Origin of the sequence: Candidatus Pantoea multigeneris, from assembly GCF_011752615.1 — a bacterium.
GTDB lineage: Bacteria > Pseudomonadota > Gammaproteobacteria > Enterobacterales > Enterobacteriaceae > Pantoea > Pantoea multigeneris.
The window spans coordinates 39,863-62,021 of the sequence record NZ_VWXF01000009.1 but is presented as its reverse complement, the minus strand read 5'-3'; the positions used below and the strand labels follow the sequence as shown (position 1 = coordinate 62,021).

Here is a 22,159-nt window from a genome sequence, read left to right as displayed (position 1 = left end):
TGCGAAGCTAAACTGTGTAGTTTACCTTCGTATCAATTTGTAATGCGTGGCCTGGACAAATAGTGAATCAGGCTATGAAAACGCAACGGTGTGGCAAGCGGATTACGGTAGCTATGCGCGACATCAGCAGAAAACTGACGGGCCTGGCCACGAACCAGCCGGTGCCACACGCCTGCCACGCCAAGCAGCAATTCACCTTCCTGCACCACGACCTGCTCAATCACCCCCTCTTCATGGGCGGAAGAGTGACTCTGCGCGCCGGGTGCCAACGTGACTTCAAGCAGATCCATATGCAGTTGCGGATCGTAAGGCAGCAGGCTGCGAACCTCCATCTGTGCATTGCTTTGACTGAAGGTTACCGGTGTTTCACTGCCGTCGTTTTCACTCTGTATAAAGAAAGAGAATGGCACGTTAAAGCCCGTGGCTATTTTCCACAATGTCGCCACCGTGGGGCTGGACTCTGCTCTTTCAATCTGACCCAACATGGCTTTGCTGACGCCGGTGTTCACTGCCGCCTGCGTCAGGCTCCAGCCGTTGGCCTGGCGTAGCTGCTTCAAAGCGTGGCTGAGATAATCGTGAGGACTTTCCATAACATCTCCTGATATGACCCCAGCATTGTATCACTTGTGCGCATACTCAGCCTGTGCGACGATGTGCGTTATAACGCACAACCGGAATTTTTTGATGCTCAGCACGACTATTCGCACCCCTTTTTCCTTTCCAATGTTGGTTTCTGGCCTGGTTGCCGTATTGGTAGGTTACAGCAGTTCCGCCGCGATTGTTTACCAGGCCGCTCAGGCGGCGGGGGCGACTACGCTGCAAATCGGCGGCTGGCTGTCGGCATTGGGTGTGGCGATGGGCATCAGCTCGCTGTTTCTCTCTTTGCGCTATCGCATCCCGGTGCTCACGGCCTGGTCAACGCCTGGAGCCGCCCTGCTGGCAACCAGCCTGCACGGCACCACGCTGAACGAAGCGATTGGCGTGTTCGTGTTTGCTAATGTCTTGATTATTATATGCGGTATTACCGGCCTGTTTGCCCGCATGATGGCGTGGATCCCACAGTCACTGGCCGCCGCCCTGCTGGCCGGGATTCTGTTGCGCTTTGGACTGCAAACCTTCACGGGGCTACAACAAAATATCGCACTCTGCGGTGCGATGTGCCTGACCTGGCTTGTCTGCCGTCGCTGGATGCCTGGTTATGCCATTTTGATGACATTACTGGCCGGAATCGTAGTCACCTTTGGGCAGGGCAATGTGCACCTCTCATTGCAAGAGGTCCATTTCACACTGCCGCAATTTATTATGCCGAGCTTTAACCTGGCCACGCTGGTAGGCATCGGCTTACCCTATTTCCTTGTCACCATGGCCTCACAAAACGCCCCCGGTATTGCGACTTTGCAGGCGTATGGTTACAAACCGCCGGTCTCCTCGCTGATCAGCTGGACGGGCCTGATCGCCCTGCTGTTCACGCCATTTGGCGGCTACTCTGTGGGCATTGCGGCCATCACTGCGGCAATTTGCATGAGCGAGGATGTGGATGCCGATCCGCGTCGCCGCTGGATGGCCGCGGCCTTGGCCGGTTTGTTCTATCTTCTGGCCGGGCTTTCGGGCGCACTGATTGGCCTGCTGTTCAGCGCGCTACCACCGGTCTTTATTCAGACGCTGGCCGGTCTGGCGCTTATTGCTACCTTAGGGAACAGTTTGCAGCGCGCCGTAGAGGACGTTGGCTCACGCGATGTGGCGCTGATTACCTTCCTGATCACCGCTTCCGGGCTCACGCTCTTTGGTATCGGCTCCGCCTTCTGGGGGTTAGTGGGCGGAATGATCGCCCACCTCTTCCTGACCCGCGTACGCCCTTAATCAACCTCTAACCGGGCCAGGTCTTGTAACAGACCCGGCCCGGTTGGTTGCCACTGCAACCGTTGACGGGTTCGGGCGCTGTCCGCCGACATATCCGCTGTGACAAAGTTTGCCATCCAACCAAAGTGCGCTGTGGCCTGTTCCGTTGTCAGGGAGACACCCGGCAACCCGAGGCGCTCGCCGATTGCCAATGCGATATCTTTAAAGCTAATGGCCTCTTCCGCCACCGCATTGTAACGGGCACCAGGCTGACCTTTTTCTAAAGCCAGGCGATAGAGACGGGCCGTGTCCGACAGTCCCGCCGCCGACCAGGGATTGTCTCCATCCCCGACCCAGGCAGAAATGCCACTGCTGCGCGCCACTCTGATGACTTCCGTTATAAGTCCCTGCTTTTGCGGGTTGTGGATCTGCGCCAGGCGCAACGTCATTACGTTAAGACCGCGCTGCAACAATACGTTCCCGGCCAGTTCAGAGGCGATGCGTGGATGGGGATAGTCGGGATTAAAATTGTCTTCATGCGCGCGCAACCCTTCTGCATCTGCGCCGATGGCTACGCCCGATGTGATGATCAGCGGGCGTTGACTACCGGCCAGCGCATCACCCAAGGCGAGGATCACGCGGCGGTCTTTTTCACAATTGGCAACGAAGTTGCTAAAGTCGTGATCGAAAGCGGTTTGAATGACGCCATCACATTCTGCGGCACCGCGCTGTAAACTTTCCGGCTGATTTAAGTCACCGCGATACGCCTCAATACCCAAAGTGGCCAGTTTCTCCGCGCCCGCCTCTGAACGTGTAACGCCCAGCACCTGATGGCCGCCGTTGATAAGTTCCTGAGCGACCTGACTGCCGACAAAGCCTGTTGAACCGGTAAGAAATATGCGCATAATCAACTCCCCTATTGGTGAAGCGTTATCATCATCCGGTGCGCCATCGGGTAAAAGTAGTGACATTATCAGGGTATAAAAACTAACGGGGTAATTGTGTCAGTTCAGCCAGCCAATTTACTCGGGCACTATTTGCAAAACTGCCGACGTCGCCTTGATCCGGAGCAGCTTGGCTTTGCGCCTGGCCGCCGTCGTACTCCCGGTTTACGGCGGGAAGAAGTCGCACAACGTGCCAATATTAGCCCGACCTGGTACACCTGGCTGGAACAAGGGCGCGGCGGCGGGCCTTCAGCGGAAGTGCTGAATCGAATTGCACAAAGCCTGTTGCTGAGCGAACCAGAGCGTGAGCATTTGTTTATGCTGGCTTTTGGCCACCCACCGGAAGCCAGTTACCGGGCGCCGGTTGCCGTGACGCCGCGTTTACAACGCCTGTTAGATACGCTGGATGCCAGCCCAGCCATTATCAAATCAGCCACCTGGGATGTGCTGGCCTGGAATCATGCAGCGGCGCGGGTGCTGACGGATTACAGCCTGTTGCCTGCCGACCAACGCAATATTTTACGGCTGATTTTTTGCGCTCCTCACATTCGCCGTGGTCAGCGTGACTGGGAATCTACCGCTCGTGCGGTAGTGAGCGCCTTTCGTGCCGATGCGGTCAGAGCCGGGGCGCAAACTGAGATTAAGCAGTTGGTGGATGAACTTTGTGCCGCCAGCCCAGAGTTTGCCGCGTTATGGCTGAACAATGATGTTTCGCAACATGCTGAAGGCATTAAATGTTTATATCACGCCACCCTCGGTCCGCTTGAGCTTGAATACTCCAGCTTTTCCGTTGATGGTCATCCGGCCTTGAGCCTGATGGTCTTTAATCCGGTTCATCCCACGGATGCGCTGCGGCTGCGGCAATATCTGGCAACCACCCGGTAAATGTCCTGCCATTACCCTGAGCGTTACCGACGCTAACAAATGAATATTAACTAAAATCAGCGCCTTTTCTGGCGTTTGATTTTCGCTTAGCCCACCTAAAATCACTGCAATTGTTGATAAAACGCGATTTTCTGCCTGCGATCATCCTATAAGGACACCGAGTGGCTAAGACTTTTCTGCGCAGCGGCAATCCTGACGCACTGCTGTCACTGGGGGAAAACGGCAAACCGGTCTTCCTCTCCGCCCTACAAATACGTGAAACCCTACGACTGCGTAATTACAGCGCGCTGGCTGATTGTCTGGCGATTCCGCAAGCTTGCGATCGCGGCGATCGTCTTTACTGGTATGCCCCGTTCGAAGGAAAAGTAAAATCCTGGCTGGCGGCCAGCCCGGAAGAACGCCAGCAGGCGCTGACCCTGTTGACAGAATACCAGCAAACATTCAGAGAGATCGCCGCCAAGGCCAGTGCGACCACTAGCCCTGCACAGCAGCTTTTTGCGGCGCTGCTGAGCAAAAGCCTGCACTTTCCCGGCCAGCAATATATCAGCCTGGTCAACGGCAAACCGGTCATCACTTTCTGGGGATTTGTGGAGAACCACGAACAGCAGAACCTGGATCCGCTGGCGTGTTTACGAGACACCCTGGAAGAACGTTTACCGCTGTTGGTGGCAGAGAAAGACGTTCAGGAAACGGAAGTGATTACTCCAGAGCCCGTCAGCGTGGTGGAAACTCCGCCTGCAAAACCGCAATCCCATACCCCTCGTTGGGTGTTGCCAGTATCACTGGCTGCGGCCTGCGCATTGGGACTTTCTCTACTGGGCTGGCAACTTGCGCACCCTCCGCAACCCGCCGTCAACCCTGAGGTCAACAAGCCCGTTGCGGCAGTGAAAACACAGCCACAACCTGCCCCGATTAAACTGCCGCTGATGCCAGCCAGTATCGTTGAGTCTGCACCACCGCCACCGCCGCCAGTTCCGGTGGAACCGGCCAAAGCTGACGATCTGGTATTGAACGCCGAAGCGGTACGCGCGGGCACCGTGCAGTTCCTTAATGGCCGTTGGCTCGTCACCTTACAGCCTGCCACCCCTGCGTCCTGGCTGCCCGAGTTTCGCTACCAGTTCCGTAATGGGCGCGGCAGCGTGACGATGGTGCAGTCAACCGGCGTACGCTGTAGCGCGGAGGCAAGTGGCGCATTAATGGGTTCTGGTGAGCTGGAGATTCGCAGCCGCTTTACCGCGCGTTGCTCAGATGGCTCGCGATACCGCATGCCACAGCTGTTCTGTAAACAAGGCGAAGGCGCTGCCCGTTGTCAGGCTCAGCTGCGTGACGACCAAACCTTCCCGATGATGATTAAGCGTGAGAGCAGATAACCATGTTGGCTACCCTGATTGATGACACACACAAAATCACACTGATTGCGGACAGCGGCATCCAGTTTCTCGATTTTGGTCTGCGTCTGACTGACGCCAGCCTGCGTCGGCAGTTTGTACGACAGACCGCAAACGGGCCACTGCTGCGTCTGGAACAGGATGTCAGCGGTAAATTTCTGCTGCACGGCACAAGCGGCACTCCGCCAGAGGTCGTACGCCCTGAATCCGACATCGCGCTGTTGGACTCGCTGACCCTGCTGAATAACTGCTGGCTCCCGTTACCGATCCTCCGCTGCAGCGGGCAGCGTCGCTTTAGCCCCGGCGCAGAAAACTGGGCACGCATCCACGTCTCTCAGCTGGATAAAGCCGATGCACAAGGCCATACCCATCGTTTGACTCTGGCACTGGACACCCGGCTGGTCTCTCTGGCCGATGGCGGAGAACGGCTCGGACTGGCACACAGTGATGCCGAAAACGGTGTCACTTTTGCGCTGGCGTGGCAAAACTATGAGCTGGCTGATTTTCTCGACCTGACCTGGGTTGATGGCTGGCTGCGCGAAAGCTTTAGCGAACGCGCCGATCGGCAAGAACAAGCGTTACATCAGGCACTGCGGGAGTTTGAGTATCAGGCACACTACCTCAACCTACTGGAACTTCTTGGCCAACAGCTCAATCTGACCGAGATCAGCGTACAGGCGTTGGGCGCACAAAACCCGGCGATTAATGTCGATTTGATCCTCGACGTCGGGAATTCCCACACCTGCGGCATCCTGGTCGAAGAGCACCAGGACCAGCGCAGCGGCTTACAACAGGCCAGCGAACTGCAACTGCGCGATCTCTCACAACCCTGGCTTGTGTGGAATGAACTGTTCGACAGCCGTCTGGAATTCAGTGAAGCTCGCTTTGGCAAGAACCACTTCTCCCTCGAGAGTGGCCGCGAACAGGCTTTTATGTGGCCATCCCTCACCCGTACCGGCAGCGAAGCGAGCCGTCTCGCGCTGCAACGCGCGGGCCTGGAAGGCAGCAGCGGTATCTCCAGCCCACGTCGCTACTTGTGGGATGAAGCGCATTATCAGCCCGGCTGGCGTTTTAACCGTAGCAGTGGTCATGAACCTCAGGCGATTGCGGCGCCCTTTTTGACCCTGGTGAACGATCAAGGGCAGCCCCTTAACACCCTCGAACCCGACGAAAAACTGCCGGTATTTTCGGCTCACTACAGCCGCAGTTCGTTAATGACATTCATGCTGTGCGAACTGCTGGCGCAGGCGTTGATGCAGATGAACAGTGTGATGCAGCGCCAACGCATGCCGCAAAGCCATGCCCCGCGCCAACTGCGCCACATCATTCTCACGTTACCTTCGGCCATGCCAAAGCCCGAACGCGAAATTTTCCGTCAGCGTATGCATGAAGCGCTGGGTCTGGTGTGGAAGGCGGAAGGCTGGCACCCTGCCGATCTCCCCTTCAATGCGGCGCATTTTTCCCAGGCAAGCCGTCCGGTTCCTGATGTGCAAATGGAGTGGGATGAGGCCACCTGTGGACAAATGGTCTGGCTCTATAACGAAACCCAGGTCAACTACGCCGGCAATGCGGGAGAGTTTTTTGCCGCAACCGAGCGCCCTGACCGGCAATATGGGGCGGATGAGTCACCCGGTAAGCAGTTGCGTATCGCCTCGATTGATATCGGTGGCGGGACCACCGATTTAGCGATCACCCACTATCGTCTTGATGATGCTCAGGGTAATCAGGCAAAAATTACGCCCCGTTTACTGTTCCGGGAAGGCTTTAAAGTGGCCGGAGATGATATTCAACTGGATGTGATTCAGCTGTGGATTTTGCCAGCATTACAACAGAGTTTGCTGCATATCGGGCTACAACAACCGGGTGAATTACTGCAAAAGCTGTTTGGTCATGATAACCGGCTGGATGGCCTGGGCACCTTACGCCAGCAAACCACCTTGCAACTCTTCATTCCCCTGGCTCAGGCGATTCTGGCACGTTACGAATGCTGGAACCCACTGGAAAATCATGCTGAAGTCAGTGCAACGTTTGGCGAGCTGCTCGAAACAGCGCCTTCCGATCTGGTGCTGGGCTTTGTTACCGATGAAGTCACGCGGCAACTGGGGGCTGAACATCGCTTTGATCTGATGCATGTGCCGCTGGTGGTGAAAATGAGCCAGCTGCATCAGGAATTTATGCAGCAGCGGATGGCGATTATTCCGGCGCTGCGTGCCATGTGCGAAGTCGTGTCATTTTATCAGTGTGACATTTTGCTGCTGACCGGTCGTCCTTCCCGTTTCCCGGGTATTCAGGCGCTGGTGCGGCATCTGCAACCGCTGCCGGGTAATCGCATTCTGGGGCTGGAAGGCTACCACACCAGCGAATGGTATCCCTTTAGTAAACAGGGCCGCATCGATAACCCAAAATCCACCGCGGCGGTCGGCGCGATGCTGTGCCTGTTGGCGCTGGAATTACGTCTCAACAGCTTCTGGTTCCGTGCGGGTGATTTCGAACCTTATTCCACCATTCGCTATCTCGGTATTTTGGACGAAAGTGCGACCCTGAGCGAACAAAACACCTGCTACCACGCGCTCGACTTCGATGATGCGCAACATCAACTCGATCCCCAGGCAAGCCTGACGGTGAACGGCAGCGTTTGCCTCGGCTTCCGCCAGTTAGAAAACGATCGCTGGCCCGCTTCGCCGCTCTACAGCCTCACGATTAACGATGCGGCCTTAGCGCGCAAAGTTGCCGGTGTCAGCACCTTGCAGGTGAAATTAGCGCTGGCAGAAGAAGTACCGGCTTATGGTGCTCAGCATCTGGTAATCCGCGAAGCCCGTCTAAGTGATGGTTCGCCGGTGCCGCTACAGCATCTGAGCCTGAATCTGAATACTTTATCTGCCAGTGGCAATGCCGGTGCTCAGTACTGGATCGACAGCGGTAGCGTATGGAGAAAATCATGAAGAGTCGCTGGCAGGCACCTCAGCCGGTTTTACATCGCCTGCAACGCTTACAAGATGTGCTGCAAAGCAGTGAAAACTGGTTGGCGCATTATGGCCCGAAAGTCCCGCGTCTGGCGCTGGAGGCTGAAACCCTCGGGCGTCAATTACAGCGGGCGAAGGCCCACACTCAGCGTTTGGTCCAGCAGGCGAATCGCCCTACCACGCTGGCGCTGTTTGGTCAGTCTGGCCGGAGTAAACATGCGTTACTGGCTGAAATGGTTGGGGACGCCCAGGGGGAGTTGCACGTCAGAGTGGGCGAGCGCACCCTGAGTTATGCACGACACATCAACCCCACCATGGCTGATTTTGCCGTTAGCCTTCGCTTCACCCAACATCACGCCCCGGCTTCCCCGGAATGGCCGGTCGCTTTGGTGCTGCTGAATGAAGTAGAACTGATTGGCTTGATGCTAGCCGCAAGAAAATCGCCCGTGGTCGCTTCGGGTCAGGTCATGGTGGCTACGCTGGAACGCCTGCAACGCATGGTTCAGCCTCAAACAACCAGCGATCTAAAAAGTGAAGACCTGTTGATGCTGTGGCAAAACCTGCGGCATCAACACGGCTATGACAGCCAGTTGGATCGTCTGTTTTGGCCACAGGCGATGAAGCTGGCTCCGTGGCTGGCAACCGATGACCGCATTGAACTTTTTGCCCTGCTCTGGCCGGGAGAAGCCACGCTGAGCGATCGGCTGCGGCAACTCCTGCATTTGCGGCAACAGCTTGGGTATGCGAGGCGCATAGAAGCAGAAGCCGAACTGCTGGTCAGCCGTTCTTCATTGGCCAGCGAATGGCTGCTGAGCCATGAGGCGGATGCACAGCAAACGGTGATGGTTCGCGCTCAGACGAATGTGCCACCGATGCCCGTCAGTCTGGACGATCTTCGTCTGCTCGCGCTGGAACTGGAGCTTTCCCTTAGCTCGGTACCACGTCAGGCGTTATTTGATGAGGCGGATATGCTGCTGCTTCCCGCCTGTGCCAGAACGGAGACGGATTCTCCCCTGCTTTCCCACAAGCGTGAGTTAATGTCTGGCTGGTATGCGGCACGTCATGGCATTGATGTATTGCTGGTGTGTACGGCATCACAGCATCGCACACAAACGGCGTCAGTCAGCCATCGATTACGTGAATGGTTGCGGCATCAGCCCGCACTGGAGAAACCTCGCCTGATTTGGGCTATCACACCCCATGACAGTCGCCATCAACAGGAAAATCATGATGAAGCCGTCCAGCGTCAGGTAGGAACACCGGGACAATCCTGGGGCTCAATGCTGGCGTTAGATCGCGCGGGCGTAGACCGGATGTCGCGCTGGTTGCAGGATGAGATGACGTCTGAACCTCAGCAACAGTTACTGTCTCGACAGGTGCAACAGCTGGAAAGTAGGGTTGCCGGACAGTTGCTACAGCCATGGTGTGAGTCGGAGGCCTCTTCCGGCCAGGCGCTGCGCAAAAAGCAGATTGCGGATGCTTTATTGAAATGCTTACAGCATCGTACCGGGTTACACGGTGAACTGCTGGAGCGGTTGCAACCTTCGCGTGATGTGTTGCGCCAACTGTGGCTGGGTCAGCAGGAGCAGGCAGCCGATCCCGCGCCACAACATTTTGGCATCGGCTTTGAATTCGATTTGTTCAGTGACCAGGACGCCGCAGGCGCTGCTACTCAGAATGCCCCATCACCGCTGACTGAAATGGCCCAGCGTGTGCTGGGTGTCTGGTTCACACATTTGCGTCAGTTACCGGACAACGGCGAGTTGCTCGCCTTGCTCAACCTGGACAGGGATATTCTGGCGGCACTGACTGAGGAGTTGATCTGTGCCAGCTTCCGCCTTGATTTACTGGCACAACTGGATAAAGCCTTACAGGATAATCTCAGCGGAACGCGCAGTGCGGGACAGATTGATCGTCTGGTATCACGGGCGATGACGGTGATCGGGGATTTTGTTGCCTGGCTCGGCTGGTTGCAACAGCCTGAACCCCAACGTCCCGCCAGCCGTGTCAATCGCGGACAGGCCATTTTTGCCCGGCCCGCAGTCACCGTGGCAACAGCACCGGGCGGTCAGCGATTAACGCGACTCACTGCCACCCCTGCAAATACCACTGCGTTTTACATTTATGACTGGCTGGTGGGCCTTGACCAGCTGGTTGCCGGTAATAATGGCTTTACCGGCGGCCAGGCGCTCACGCCAGACGCTCGTGCTGAAGTCCTGCGACTATTACAGCAGTTACGCAGCTAATCTCGAATCAGGTGCAGTTCCCCCTCCAGGGCCTGCACCGCCTCTTCAAACACGGCAATAACCGGGGCAAATTGCCCCTCAACGGGCAATGGAAGATGGTGCAGATGAATCTGCGCGGGCAGCGCCATGCCGCCCGTTATCCAGTCCCATAGCGCGTCCAGATTATTGCCAAAACCCGGCGGACAGTGGCTTTGTTCGCTGAATGCGGCATACAGCGCTTGCCGATCGGCCAAACGCTGGAAATCCAACACGATGCTTAGCATGTTAAGGTAACGCCGTAAAAGTGCGATAGTGATCGCGCGTCAGGAACACCAGACCGTCAGAAGAGAACAGCAAACGGTCTGCCTCACGATGTCCGCAGCGATAGTTCACATCCGCCTCAAACCAGCGTCTGCCCTGTTGCTCGGGTAATCGCCCTTCCCGGTTAGAAAAGTGATCGCCCCCTATGGCATGACCTGGTAACGCCTCACACAAATTGCCTCGTGCCGGGTCCCAGCCACGCTGGCGAGCTTCACGCTTGGTCAGATAAAAATCCGGCAACTGATGATGCTGGTGTACCCAACGGGCAACCTGTTGCGCATCTGTCATGGCGGTGATGTTCTGGCCGGTGGAAGCCGAGGTAGGCGCGTTAGGGGAAAAATGGGGTTTTAGACCATACCAGCACACTGCAAGCAGCGCGATAAGGCCAATCCAGCGAATATTTTTCATGATGTCATCCTGATCAAACAGGATGCGATAGTAGCAGGTTTAACAGGAAGAAACAGCGCGGGCCAGCAGTGCTGGCCCCGGCGATGTGGGTTTATTGCATACTGTGCGATGGCACACTGTGGCGACGCCAGGTACCTGGAGCCATGCCGTACTGACGTTTGAAGCTGCGGTTAAACGACTGTTGCGAATCAAAGCCCATCGAAATAGCCACGTTGAGAATCGGCTCGTTACTGCTGGTCAGACGGTCAGCCGATTTTTTCAGTTTCTTCGCACGGATGTATTCACCGAGAGGATAACCCGTGTGCTCTTTGAACATCCGTTGCAGATGCCATTTAGAGTAACCGGAACGCTCTGCCACCGTATCGAGATCCAGACGTGCTTCAATGTTGTTATCGATCCAGTCAATCAGATCGTGAATAAATGCGTCACTCATCATCCTAGTGTCCTCCGTCAACTTGACGAACAGTATCAGTATCTATTGCAGTTGCATTTAAGAGTGAACCAGAACGGATTTAAATGCAAGTTTTATTATTACATTAAATGCCGTCTGGGTTTAGACAAGTATTAGTCAGAAATCTTTTCGCTGCACGGTGAGGGCGAAACTTGTGGCACGCAGTCGTTGCTGTTGCGCTGTTTGAGTTCGTCCAGGGCTTGCGCCACGGTACGTTTTTCCAATACCTGGAGCGAGGCTTCTTCTGCTTCTTCAGCGATCGCTTTAAAGTACCAACACAAATTGGCACTCACCAGGCAACGCGGTGCGACATCGGGACGTGAAGCCCAAAGCTTTTTATCCTCGATCACCGAAACGTAAATATCACGCAGTGTAATTTCGCTGGGTGGTCGTCCCATATGAATACAGCCACTGCGACCCAGAGTAGACACAATGATGCCATCACGGGTAAGGGGAACCATCAGCTTTCGAATAAAGCTGGGGTTAGCCTCTAGCCCTTCGGCCAGGGTTGCGCTGGTTGAGCGTTTGCCCAGTTGCTCCGCCATCGCTACGCTCAAAACCATCTGCAAAGCTGTCGGGAAGCGGTAATCTAACATCTCTTCATCCTGGTGCGGCCCTTGTTCTTTTTGTCATCGCCGCGTCATGTGTATCGAATAAGACTTAAATATAACAAACATTGTTGCACTTTAGAAGGCGCACACTGTGCTATAACGCCTCACGCGCGTTGGGCAAACGGGATTTTAGCAGCATCACCAGCCCCACGTTGATCACTGCCAGGGCGCATAATGCCCACAAGGTGGCACTGGCACCGAATACCGCATAAATCCAGCCAAAACAGAGTGGCGTCACCGCCTGTCCGATCAGCGCGGGACGTGCCATCCGCCCTACTACAACCGCATACGCCTCAGGTTTGACCAGGGCCAGCGGCAGCGTGCCGCGCACAATAGCGCGCAGCCCATTCCCTCCGCCATACAGCACCATACTCAACAGTGCAAACTGCGGGAAACAGGCCAATACAATCAATCCTATCGCTACCAGCCCAACCGAGAAAAAGGTTGTCCAGATGGGATGGCCACGTTTGAATGCAATATCAACAATGCGCGATCCCACCTGGCACGGCCCCAGAATGGCACTGATAGCCAAGGCGGAAGCCAGGCTGTAACCATCTGCTTGCAGCAAGGTAATCAGCTGAATAGAGACTGCGGTCATGATGACAGAGGCCAGTGTGAAAATGGCACACAGTAGCCAGAACAGCGTTGGCGCAAGGTCAACATCCGAAGGCAGACGCCGTTTGGTGCCTGGTTTCCGCCCCGCCGTGGCGGGCAGCGCATAGAGTGAAGCGGGCAACGTGGTGAGAAGCAACAACACCGCTATGACAAAACAACTTTCTCGCCAGCCCAGTAAATGGACCAGTGCCGCCGTGCCAGGCCAGACAAGGGTGGTGCAAAACCCGGAAATCAGGGTAATACCGGTGATTGCCGCGCGGGCCTGTAGGCCATAAATGTTACCCAAAGCCGCGAACAACGGATCATATAGCCCCATTGCCATGCCTACGCCGGTGATAACCCAGGCGACTAAAAACAGGATTAACTGATGGCTTAGCCCCATCATCACCAGCCCCAGAGCAATCACAACACCGCTGCTGGCTAGCATCCAGCGACCGCCCGTTCGGGCAATGATACGCCCGCTTAAAGGAGCAAGCAGGCCCGAAACCAGTATGGCGATGGATAATGCGCCATAGATCCACTCTTGCGACCACCCAGTTTCCTGCGCAATGGGTGCAGCCATGACTGCAAGCAGATAAAAGGAGCCGCCCCAGAGTAATATTTGTACTAACCCCAGGGTAATAATGGCGCTGCGCGCAGGTTTAATGCTTTGTTCCATCAATTAGTTAATCCTTGTCAGACAGGCGGTTTTTATACCATGTGCGGCGTGCGTGATATAGGTGTGTCAGAGGGATTTGCGCTTGCTGTAGGAGATGTCTGATTGCGATAAAAAAGCCCCATTGGGGGCTTTTTTATCGGTTGAATACCTCAGGTCCTTTTTGAGATAGCGTGCTTAGCACTCTAAGCGCGGCGCCATTTGGCTTTTTCTCACCTCTTTCCCACTTTGAAACAGTCGTCACTGACATATTCACATACTCAGCCAGCATAGCCTGGCTAAGATTGTAACGCCCACGTAAGGCCTGGATTGCTTCACCATTCATCTCAATAATGGTGGGAAGCTGTTCACGCAGCTCTCTTAACCTGACCCGAGCATCAATATGCTTCACAGTATCTTTTGAGATACCGCCATGAGGTAACATATCATGCGCCATTTCCTGCAAATCTTTCAGATGGTCAACCATTACCTTTTACCTCTCGCATCGTTTTGGCCCGGATGTGAGCATCAAGCTGTTTTTGGGTCATACCAAGTAAGTCAGCGGCGAATCTTTTGTAGGCCTTGATCGCATCATCAGGTATCTCTTTTCCGCAGCTGCCCGTATCAGATTTTGCGTAGCCATTTACAAAGAATAGATGTTTTCCTGCTTTAAACGCTACAACTGCTCGCGCACCGCCACTTTTCCCTTTACCTGGTAGCCGGATACGTTTTTTGAAAACACCGCCTCCAAAGCTCGCTTCATACTGACCATTCATTATTTCATGCGCTGAGGTGCACAAAACTGCGTCATTAATTTCATCGCCTTTGGTGTTTTTATCGAACGCTTTTAAGACATAAATTCCCATGCTTTATGCATCCCTACGTTTAAGAGTGAACTTCCTTGCCCACAATCACAGCAACTATAGTACTAAGGACCACCCCTGTCAGTAACATTTTAAATGTCCCGTTTAGGTGGATTCAATGCGCATTTTGACAAGATGGATCCCTGCCCGCAAAAAAGAAATAAGCCTCACTTTTACCATCTGCATAGCGCGAATATTCCCTGCTTGAAACGATTACATGCACGATATCAATGGGGTTTTTAATCCAACATTTTAGCATGTTGTAACTAGTAAAGAGTATTGAGTGACACCCTGATTGCAGGCAAACTCAGGGTGGACAAATGGTATGTTGTAACTAGGGAGCTTAACTGATGCGCTATGACTTAGTTGATGATTTACGCCGCTCGCTCAATCAGCTTGAGCAGGCGCTGAGCACGCTACGTGAGGATATCGAGCAACAACCTCTGCTGATCGCGCGCGTGTTTTCACTCCCGCCCATTGAAAAGGGACAGGAACACGAGGCGATTACCCAAATTTCGGTGGAGCAACATTTAGGGCTAGCGGCACGACAAAAAGCGCTGGAGCACTACTGCCGCCTGTTTATGCAGCATCAGTCCGAGAAACTCAGCACCAAAGCGGCGGTTCGTCTGCCTGGGGCAATATGTATTGAGTGTGATGAAGAGAAAGAAGCTTCACTGATGGACCAGGTTTCGCACATTAATCAGTTAAAACAGCATATCGAAGTGATGATTACGCAGGAGTCCGGCCTCCCCTCTGAAGCTCGCTTTGACTTCGTGCATCATCATTTTCCGGGTTTAATCACGCTCAATGCTTACCGTACCATTCCGTTGCTGAGCGCCCCCGACAGCCTGCGCTTTGGCTGGGCCAACAAAAATATCATTAAGAATTTGCAGCGTGAGGAAGTGGTGGCCATGCTGGAGAAAAGCCTGAAAGCCAACCGCGCACAGGCGCCATGGACACGAGAACAGTGGGCGGAGAAAGTCCAGCAAGAGTTAGCCAGCGTACGCGCACTGCCTGCCAACACGCGCCTGAAGATTAAACGCCCGGTTAAAGTGCAACCCATTGCCCGCGTGTGGCGTGCAGAAGAGAAAAAACAGGTTCAGCTTGCCTGCCCTTCTCCCATTCTGATTACCTGCCGCGACCGTTCGCAAGTGCCGGTGCTGGGAGAACTGCCCAATTATGATGCGCAAAACATTACTCATCGCCACAAACCTGCCGCTGAAACCCTGTGGCTACTGATCCCACGGTTGCATTTATGGGTCGATCACCCGGTAGAGTCCTGATAAAAAAAGGCCAGCATCAGTGCTGGCCTTTCTTCTGGCAGAGGCGTTATTGCTTCATGCTGCCAACCATCTCTTCCGGGCGCACCCAGGCATCAAACTCTTCTTCCGTCAGATAGCCCAGTTTCAGCGCCGAGGCTTTCAGGGTCAGCCCCTGTTTGTGTGCCTGCTTGGCGATTTCAGCGGCTTTATCGTAGCCAATGTGGGTGTTGAGCGCCGTTACCAGCATCAGCGACTCATTTAACAACTGGCTGATGCGATCGCGGTTCGGCTCGATACCGATGGCACAGTGGTGGTTAAAACTGTCCATGCCGTCTGCCAACAGGCGAATAGATTGCAGGAAGTTGTGGATTACCATTGGGCGGAAGACATTCAGTTCGAAGTTACCCGATGCCCCACCGATATTAATCGCCACATCGTTGCCCATGACCTGGCAGCACAGCATGGTCAAGGCTTCACACTGGGTTGGATTGACTTTACCTGGCATGATGGAGCTGCCGGGTTCATTTTCCGGGATAGAAAGTTCGCCGATGCCACAACGCGGGCCAGAGGCCAGCCAGCGCACATCGTTAGCGATCTTCATCAGTGACGCCGCCAGGCCTTTCAATGCGCCGTGGGCATGCACCAGTGCGTCACAGGTGCCGAGGGCTTCAAATTTATTCGGTGCAGTTTCAAAAGGCTGCCCGGTCAAATCGGCCAACGCTTTTGCCACACGCACGGCATATTCAGGATGCGTGTTTAAACCAGTGCCTACCGCTGTACCGCCCAGGGCCAGTTCAGCCACATGCGGAATGCTCAGTTCAAGGTGTTTGAGGTTGTGTTCCAGCATCGCCACCCAACCCGAAATTTCCTGGCCGAGCGTCAGGGGTGTCGCGTCCTGCAAGTGAGTACGGCCAATTTTGACGATATCTTTAAACGCCGCTGATTTCTCACTCAGGGTGTTTTTCAGCACGTTGAGCTGAGGCACCAGTTGTTCACGAATCGCAATCACCGCCGCAACGTGCATCGCCGTAGGAAACACGTCATTCGAGCTCTGGCTTTTATTCACATCATCGTTGGGATGCACCAGACGCGCCATGCCGCGTTCACCGCCGAGGATTTCACTGGCGCGGTTCGCCAGCACCTCGTTCATGTTCATGTTGGTCTGGGTGCCGGAGCCGGTCTGCCAGATTGCTAACGGGAATTCGTCGCTGTGTTTGTTAGCCAGCACTTCATCGGCTGCTTTAACAATCGCCTCTGCGCGTTCTGCTGGCAGCAGGCCCAGATCCCGGTTCACCGTAGCAGCAGCACGTTTGGTCAACGCCAGTGCATGCACCAGCGCTTCAGGCATTTTTTCCGTAGAAATGCGGAAATGCTCGAGGGAACGCTGGGTTTGCGCGCCCCACAGCTTATCAGCCGGTACATCAATCGGTCCCATTGAATCTTTTTCAACGCGGTTGGCCGCCATGACTCTCTCCTTATACGACTGTTCTGATGGTTTGTTGCCCGTGCAAATGGTTAATGAAGGTGTCGAAATCCGGGCGCCAAAATTATGGCATACAATTATTTAACATTCTCGATTCGATTGTCGTTTATCTGATCCTGGGCAATATCTTTTTTGCAATCCTCTGCTTTACTTACAAATTCACCGTCACAGGGAATCCGTTTGAGCATGTTTAGATTAGAGAATTCGCTGCAAAATTACGCATGGGGAAGCCCTAACGCGCTGACAGAATTGTATGGAATCACCGATCCTCAGCAGCGACCAATGGCCGAACTGTGGATGGGAGCCCATCCTAAAAGCCCTTCTTTTATTGATACAAATGGCACTAAACATTCCCTGAGGGAATGGATTGCAGCGGATGTGACAACCCGATTAGGTTCCGCTGTCGCTGAGCGCTTCGGTGAACTGCCGTTTTTGTTCAAAGTACTTAGCGCCGCCCATCCGCTCTCCATTCAGGTCCACCCGAGTAAATCCGCTGCGGTTGCCGGTTTCCAGCAGGAAAATCAGGCCGGTATTCCACTTGATGCACCGCAGCGTAACTACAAAGACGCCAACCACAAACCTGAATTAGTTTACGCGTTGACCCCATTCCAGGCGATTAATGGCTTTCGTGCCACCGCTGAGTGCGTTGCTCTTCTCACGCCGCTGGCTGATGTGCATCAGGTTATTGCTGACTACCTGAGCTCCCCGGATGAGCCACACCTACGTCAGATGTTCACCACCCTGATTTCGCTTGAGGGTGAAGTGAAAAGCCGTTCTATCCGCACCCTGCTGGACCTGTGCAAAGAAAAGCCGGGAGAGCCATGGCGAACCATTGAGGCCATCGCGGTGGATTATCCCGATGATGGCGGCCTGTTTACCCCACTGTTATTAAATGTCGTCACCTTGCAGCCTGGCGAGGCAATGTTTCTCTATGCGGAGACACCGCATGCCTACCTACACGGTGTGGCTCTGGAGGTAATGGCGAATTCAGACAACGTACTGCGCGCCGGACTGACACCCAAGCACATTGATGTACCGGAGCTGCTAGCCAACGTTCGCTTCCAGCCCAGCCCGGCCAATACCCTGCTCACCCAGCCGATACGGCAGGATCACAGAGTGCAATATGCCATCCCGGTTGATGACTTCGCCTTCTCCATCGAGACACTGCAATCTGAACCTCAGCCACTGCCCGTCCCCAGCGCCACCATCGTGTTCTGCATCGAAGGTGAGGCGCAGCTGACCAGCGGCAGTGAACGCTTGATTTTGCAGGCAGGCGAGTCTGGTTTTATACCGGCAGATAGCCCACAAATCCTTGTGCACGGGCGTGGTCGGCTGGCTCGGGTGTATAACGAGTTGCGCTGACAGGCTGACGCCGTCGGGATCAACTGCTATTATTTCAAACGATTATAATATTGCGCTGGCGGCGTAAGCGTACACATGGATAAGGACGACTCTGTAATGAAAAAAAGCAATATAGCGGTAGGTGTGATTGTCGCCCTCGGCGTTCTCTGGACGGGTGCGGCCTGGTTTACCGGAAAGCAGCTTGAGAGCCATAAAGACGAACTGGTGCAGCAAGCCAATGCGCGTCTGCAAAGCTGGGGCCCAGCCAGCACGCTGACGCTGACTTATCAGGATTACCAGCGTGGCATCTTCTCGAGTCACGCCAAAGTGGTGATTCAGGCGACCGCGCAAACCGCAGATAACGGCTGGTTAAAACCCGGCCAGTCGATCGTCCTGGATGAAACTATCGACCACGGTCCTTTCCCGTTGCTGCAGCTCAAGCATTTTAATTTGATCCCCAGCCTTGCTGCGGTTCACAGCGAACTGACCAACACCGATGCGGTGAAAAAACTGTTCGACCTGACAGACAACAAAACCCCGCTGGTTGCAGATACCCGCGTAGGGTATGCCGGTGCCAACCATACTGTGGTCAACTTACTGGCGCTGGATTATCAAAACGCGCAGACCGGCGAGCGGTTTGCCTCTTCGGGTGGGGAATTCACCCTGGGTTCAGACAGCAAAGGTGACAAGGTTGATTTCGATCTGAATCTGCCAAACCTGGCTGTGACCGTGAAGAATGAAGATAATCAGCCGATCCTGTATACGGTGAATAACCTCAAAATGGATGGCAATACCTACCTCAGCCCGGAAGGCGTGAGGATTGGTGACCAGTCGTTATCGCTGGATAAAACCGCTGTGACGGTAAACGGCCAGGAAACCCTGACGCTGAATGATTTTAAAATCACCTCGTCGTTCGACAGCAAAGAGAACAAAATCGGCGGAACCATCGATTACGGTATTGGCAAAATCCTGCTGCAGCAGCATGATTTTGGTGAGTCACAGCTGAAACTGACCGTGGCTAACGTCGACGGACAAGCCATGAAGACCTTCTCAGATAACTACAACGCGCAGTTGCAGGACTTACTGAAACAGCAAGGTCTGGCGGATGATCCGGTACGTTATCAGGAAGATGTCCGTGCGATGCTGTTACAAAACCTGCCGGTGCTGCTGAAAGGCTCACCGAGCGTCAGTATTGCGCCATTTACCTGGAAAAACAGCAAAGGTGAAAGCAGCTTTACGCTGAACGCCAACTTCAACGATCCTGCGACAGTGACCGGCGAAGCCACAGACCTCTCTGCGGTGGTTGATCGGGTGCTGAAAACACTGGATGCCAAACTGAACATCAATATGCCAATGGCCACCGAGGTGATGCATCAGGTGGGTCTGGCAGAAGGCTATAATGCTGACGATGCGCAGAAAATGGCAGATCAGCAGGTGAAAGGCCTGGCCGCAATGGGTCAGATGTTCCGCCTGACGCAGCAAAAAGATGACAACATCACCACTAACCTGCAATACGCCAACGGTCAGGTCACGATGAACGGTGACAAAATGACGCTTGCACAGTTTATGTCACGTTACATGTTGGGCGTTCCGACCAACGAAGGCATGCCGCAGTAATACCCTCTAAGGGTACCGCAAGGTACCCTTTTTGCATTAAGCGCACAATAATCCAGCATCCGCACACGAAGTTGCGCAAATGGCTGGCGTAGATGCGCAAGATGTTTTTATACTTCTCTGCACTTCCTGATAACCAAGCGAGTGCACAATGATCGATCCCCGCCTACCCCTGACAGATATCCATCGCCATCTTGATGGCAATATCCGTGCTGCCACCATTTTAGACTTAGGCCGTGCGTTCAATCTGGCACTGCCCGCCGATACGCTGGAAGGACTGCGCCCACACGTTCAGGTCACGGAGAATGAACCGGATCTGGTTAGCTTCCTGAGTAAGCTGGACTGGGGCGTTAAAGTGTTGGGCAATCTCGATGCTTGCCGTCGTATTGCACAGGAAAACGTGGAAGATGCCGCCCGTGCTGGCATCCACTACACCGAATTGCGTTTCTCTCCAGGCTATATGGCCATGACCCACAACCTGCCGATTGCCGGCGTGGTAGAAGCGGTTATTGACGGTATTCGTGCTGGCCGTCAGCAGCATGACGTAGAAGTGCGTTTAACCGGCATCATGAGCCGCACCTTTGGCGAAGAAGCCTGCCTGCGCGAGCTGGAAGGCTTCCTTGCCCACCGCGATCACATTACCGCAATCGATCTGGCGGGCGATGAACTGGGCTTCCCAGGCAGCCAATTCGTCAACCATTTCGCGCGCGCGCGCGATGCCGGCTTCCACATTACGGTACATGCCGGTGAAGCGGCAGGTCCGCAAAGCATCTGGCAGGCCATCCGAGAACTGGGCGCGGGCCGTATCGGCCACGGGGTCAAAGCGATTGAAGATCCTGCGCTGATGGACTACCTGGCTGAAAACGGCATTGGTATTGAGTCCTGCCTGACTTCAAACATCCAGACCAGCACCGTGGCGTCATTGGCAACCCATCCGCTCAAGGCCTTCCTTGAACACGGTATTCTCGCCACCATCAACACCGATGATCCTGCGGTTCAGGGCATTGAACTGGCGCATGAGTATGAAGTCGCCGCGCCAGCTGCCGGGCTGAGCGCTACGCAAATTCGTCAGGCGCAGGAGAATGGTCTGGCGATTGCCTACCTGAGTGCCGCAGAGAAACAGGCGTTGCGCAACAAAGTCGCCGGATAAACACCGTTGTTTCAGTAATAAAAAAAACAGCGCCTGGGCAAAACCCCGGCGCTGTTTTCATTTTTAAGACCAACTGAAAAACGACTATTTCAACGACAGGGTCTGTCGTTTTTCTGACGATTGCACACCCAGCTCAATCAGCTCCATCACCTGAATGGCTTGCTCTGCCGTGACGGGGTTTTCACCACGTCCCAAAATGGCATCACGGATACCGGCGTAGTAAGCCGGGTAATTACCAGGAATGGTCAGATAGCTCTCTTCCTTCATCTCCGCGCCATCGGCCTGGGTGAGCGTGCCATCACGCATATCATAGCCCCACTCCTCTTGCGGCGGACGCGCACCGGATTTCAACGCATCTTCCTGAGGATCAAGACCATACTTCACGTAACTTCCCAGGGTGCCATGAACCTGATAACGCGCCGACTCGGCCGCCACCAGCATGCTGCCGTGCAGCACGATCCGGCGTTGCGGATAGGTTAGCGTGGCATGGAAGTAATCGGTGGCCTGGGAACCCGCACGCAATTCTGCTAAATCGGCAGTGATCGAGACTGGCGGGCCAAACAGTTGCAGTGCCTGATCAATGAGATGCGGAGCCAAGTCAAACCAGATGCCGCTACCTGCGCCTTTCATCTCGCGCCAGCGTTGGCGCACTTCAGGGCGATAACGGTCAAAATGCGATTCAAAATAGCGCACCTCACCCAGCTTTCCGCTGGCAATCAGGTCTTTCAGCGTCAGGAAATCGCTGTCCCAGCGGCGGTTGTGGAACACGGAAAGCAGCAGACCTTTACTTCTGGCTAATGCATCCAGCTCGCGCGCTTGTGACAGTGTCACGGTGAACGGTTTATCCACCACCACGTGCTTGCCGGCATTCAGCGCGGCCTTGGCCAGGGGGAAATGGGTATCGTTGGGTGTTGGAATCACGATCAGATCCAGCGAAGGATCGTCAAACAGCACCTGCGGCTCACTAACGACCTGCACCTGCGGCCAGTCAGCATGCACTTTAGTCGCATCACTACTGGAGACGACAGCCAACTCCAGCTCTGGCGTGCCTGCAATCAGTGGGGCATGAAATGTTTTACTGGCAAAGCCATAGCCAACCAGACCCACCCGAAGTTTATCGCTCATGTGCGCTCCTGTTGTATGTACACCGGGAATTTAAGCA

Annotated in this window: 20 protein-coding genes; 9 read left to right on the top strand and 11 right to left on the bottom strand. The window is 54.6% G+C overall.

The genetic code is table 11. From position 1 onward, the window contains the following. Positions 1 to 32: 32 nt before the first annotated feature. Entirely contained in the window at positions 33 to 590 is a 558-nt protein-coding gene (locus tag F3J40_RS18645) for a helix-turn-helix domain-containing protein (RefSeq protein WP_167016967.1), read from the bottom strand. 94 nt (positions 591 to 684) lie between these two features. Here F3J40_RS18645 and F3J40_RS18640 point away from each other — a divergent pair, with 94 nt between their 5' ends. Continuing rightward, positions 685 to 1,860, top strand: a complete 1,176-nt coding sequence (locus F3J40_RS18640) for a benzoate/H(+) symporter BenE family transporter (protein WP_167016965.1) — start codon at positions 685 to 687, stop codon at positions 1,858 to 1,860. Here the strand turns inward: F3J40_RS18640 and F3J40_RS18635 are convergent. Continuing rightward, entirely contained in the window at positions 1,857 to 2,744 is an 888-nt protein-coding gene (locus tag F3J40_RS18635) for an SDR family oxidoreductase (RefSeq protein WP_167016963.1), read from the bottom strand. The genes F3J40_RS18640 and F3J40_RS18635 overlap by 4 nt on opposite strands. Before the next feature lie 96 nt (positions 2,745 to 2,840). Here F3J40_RS18635 and F3J40_RS18630 point away from each other — a divergent pair, with 96 nt between their 5' ends. The 4 genes from F3J40_RS18630 to F3J40_RS18615 all read left to right on the top strand — a co-directional run bounded on the left by F3J40_RS18630 (position 2,841) and on the right by F3J40_RS18615 (position 10,265). Beyond that, entirely contained in the window at positions 2,841 to 3,668 is an 828-nt protein-coding gene (locus tag F3J40_RS18630) for a helix-turn-helix transcriptional regulator (protein WP_369410955.1), read from the top strand. Between the two features lie 161 nt (positions 3,669 to 3,829). Next, entirely contained in the window at positions 3,830 to 5,038 is a 1,209-nt protein-coding gene (locus F3J40_RS18625; protein WP_167016961.1) for an SrfA family protein, read from the top strand. A 2-nt stretch (positions 5,039 to 5,040) separates the two neighbouring features. Continuing rightward, complete coding sequence (locus tag F3J40_RS18620; RefSeq protein ID WP_167016959.1) at positions 5,041 to 7,998, top strand: virulence factor SrfB; 2,958 nt, start codon at positions 5,041 to 5,043, stop codon at positions 7,996 to 7,998. Next, positions 7,995 to 10,265, top strand: coding sequence for a virulence factor SrfC family protein (locus F3J40_RS18615; RefSeq protein ID WP_167016957.1), 2,271 nt, complete (start codon positions 7,995 to 7,997; stop codon positions 10,263 to 10,265). The genes F3J40_RS18620 and F3J40_RS18615 overlap by 4 nt, the downstream gene beginning before the upstream one ends. Here the strand turns inward: F3J40_RS18615 and F3J40_RS18610 are convergent. The 7 genes from F3J40_RS18610 to F3J40_RS18580 form a co-directional block, all read right to left on the bottom strand. Continuing rightward, a complete protein-coding gene (locus F3J40_RS18610) occupies positions 10,262 to 10,528 on the bottom strand; it encodes a barstar family protein (RefSeq protein WP_167016955.1) in 267 nt (88 codons plus the stop codon). The genes F3J40_RS18615 and F3J40_RS18610 overlap by 4 nt on opposite strands. A gap of 1 nt (position 10,529) precedes the next feature. Next, positions 10,530 to 10,973: a ribonuclease domain-containing protein gene (locus tag F3J40_RS18605; protein ID WP_167016953.1), complete on the bottom strand. Its 444-nt coding sequence runs from the start codon at positions 10,971 to 10,973 to the stop codon at positions 10,530 to 10,532. Between the two features lie 91 nt (positions 10,974 to 11,064). Beyond that, the gene (locus F3J40_RS18600; RefSeq protein ID WP_167016951.1) at positions 11,065 to 11,409 is read right to left on the bottom strand and encodes a helix-turn-helix domain-containing protein; all 345 of its coding nucleotides are present in this window, start codon (positions 11,407 to 11,409) and stop codon (positions 11,065 to 11,067) included. Positions 11,410 to 11,537: 128 nt separating this feature from the next. Next, positions 11,538 to 12,020, bottom strand: coding sequence for an RrF2 family transcriptional regulator (locus F3J40_RS18595; protein ID WP_167016949.1), 483 nt, complete (start codon positions 12,018 to 12,020; stop codon positions 11,538 to 11,540). Positions 12,021 to 12,129: 109 nt separating this feature from the next. Continuing rightward, positions 12,130 to 13,308: an MFS transporter gene (locus tag F3J40_RS18590; RefSeq protein WP_167016947.1), complete on the bottom strand. Its 1,179-nt coding sequence runs from the start codon at positions 13,306 to 13,308 to the stop codon at positions 12,130 to 12,132. Between the two features lie 133 nt (positions 13,309 to 13,441). Further along, complete coding sequence (locus F3J40_RS18585) at positions 13,442 to 13,771, bottom strand: helix-turn-helix domain-containing protein (protein WP_167016946.1); 330 nt, start codon at positions 13,769 to 13,771, stop codon at positions 13,442 to 13,444. Further along, positions 13,764 to 14,150 (bottom strand): type II toxin-antitoxin system RelE/ParE family toxin, encoded by a 387-nt coding sequence (locus F3J40_RS18580; RefSeq protein WP_167016944.1) that lies wholly within the window; start codon positions 14,148 to 14,150, stop codon positions 13,764 to 13,766. Before F3J40_RS18580 ends, F3J40_RS18585 begins: the two co-directional genes overlap by 8 nt. A gap of 344 nt (positions 14,151 to 14,494) precedes the next feature. Here F3J40_RS18580 and tus point away from each other — a divergent pair, with 344 nt between their 5' ends. After that, a complete protein-coding gene (gene tus / locus F3J40_RS18575; protein ID WP_167017217.1) occupies positions 14,495 to 15,430 on the top strand; it encodes a DNA replication terminus site-binding protein in 936 nt (311 codons plus the stop codon). 46 nt (positions 15,431 to 15,476) lie between these two features. On the opposite strand, the gene fumC is transcribed toward tus, so the two are convergent. Beyond that, a complete protein-coding gene (gene fumC / locus F3J40_RS18570) occupies positions 15,477 to 16,874 on the bottom strand; it encodes a class II fumarate hydratase (protein ID WP_167016942.1) in 1,398 nt (465 codons plus the stop codon). Positions 16,875 to 17,078: 204 nt separating this feature from the next. Between fumC and manA the strand changes: the two genes are divergently transcribed. From manA to add, 3 genes are all read left to right on the top strand, one after another. Then, positions 17,079 to 18,254: a mannose-6-phosphate isomerase gene (gene manA / locus F3J40_RS18565; protein WP_167016940.1), complete on the top strand. Its 1,176-nt coding sequence runs from the start codon at positions 17,079 to 17,081 to the stop codon at positions 18,252 to 18,254. Positions 18,255 to 18,350: 96 nt separating this feature from the next. Next, positions 18,351 to 19,850 (top strand): YdgA family protein, encoded by a 1,500-nt coding sequence (locus F3J40_RS18560; RefSeq protein WP_167016938.1) that lies wholly within the window; start codon positions 18,351 to 18,353, stop codon positions 19,848 to 19,850. Positions 19,851 to 19,998: 148 nt separating this feature from the next. Beyond that, on the top strand, positions 19,999 to 20,997 hold the full coding sequence (gene add, locus F3J40_RS18555; RefSeq protein ID WP_167016936.1) for an adenosine deaminase: 999 nt from the start codon (positions 19,999 to 20,001) through the stop codon (positions 20,995 to 20,997). An 84-nt stretch (positions 20,998 to 21,081) separates the two neighbouring features. Here add and F3J40_RS18550 read toward each other — a convergent pair whose 3' ends face one another. Then, on the bottom strand, positions 21,082 to 22,122 hold the full coding sequence (locus F3J40_RS18550) for an oxidoreductase (protein ID WP_167016934.1): 1,041 nt from the start codon (positions 22,120 to 22,122) through the stop codon (positions 21,082 to 21,084). Positions 22,123 to 22,159: the final 37 nt, after the last annotated feature.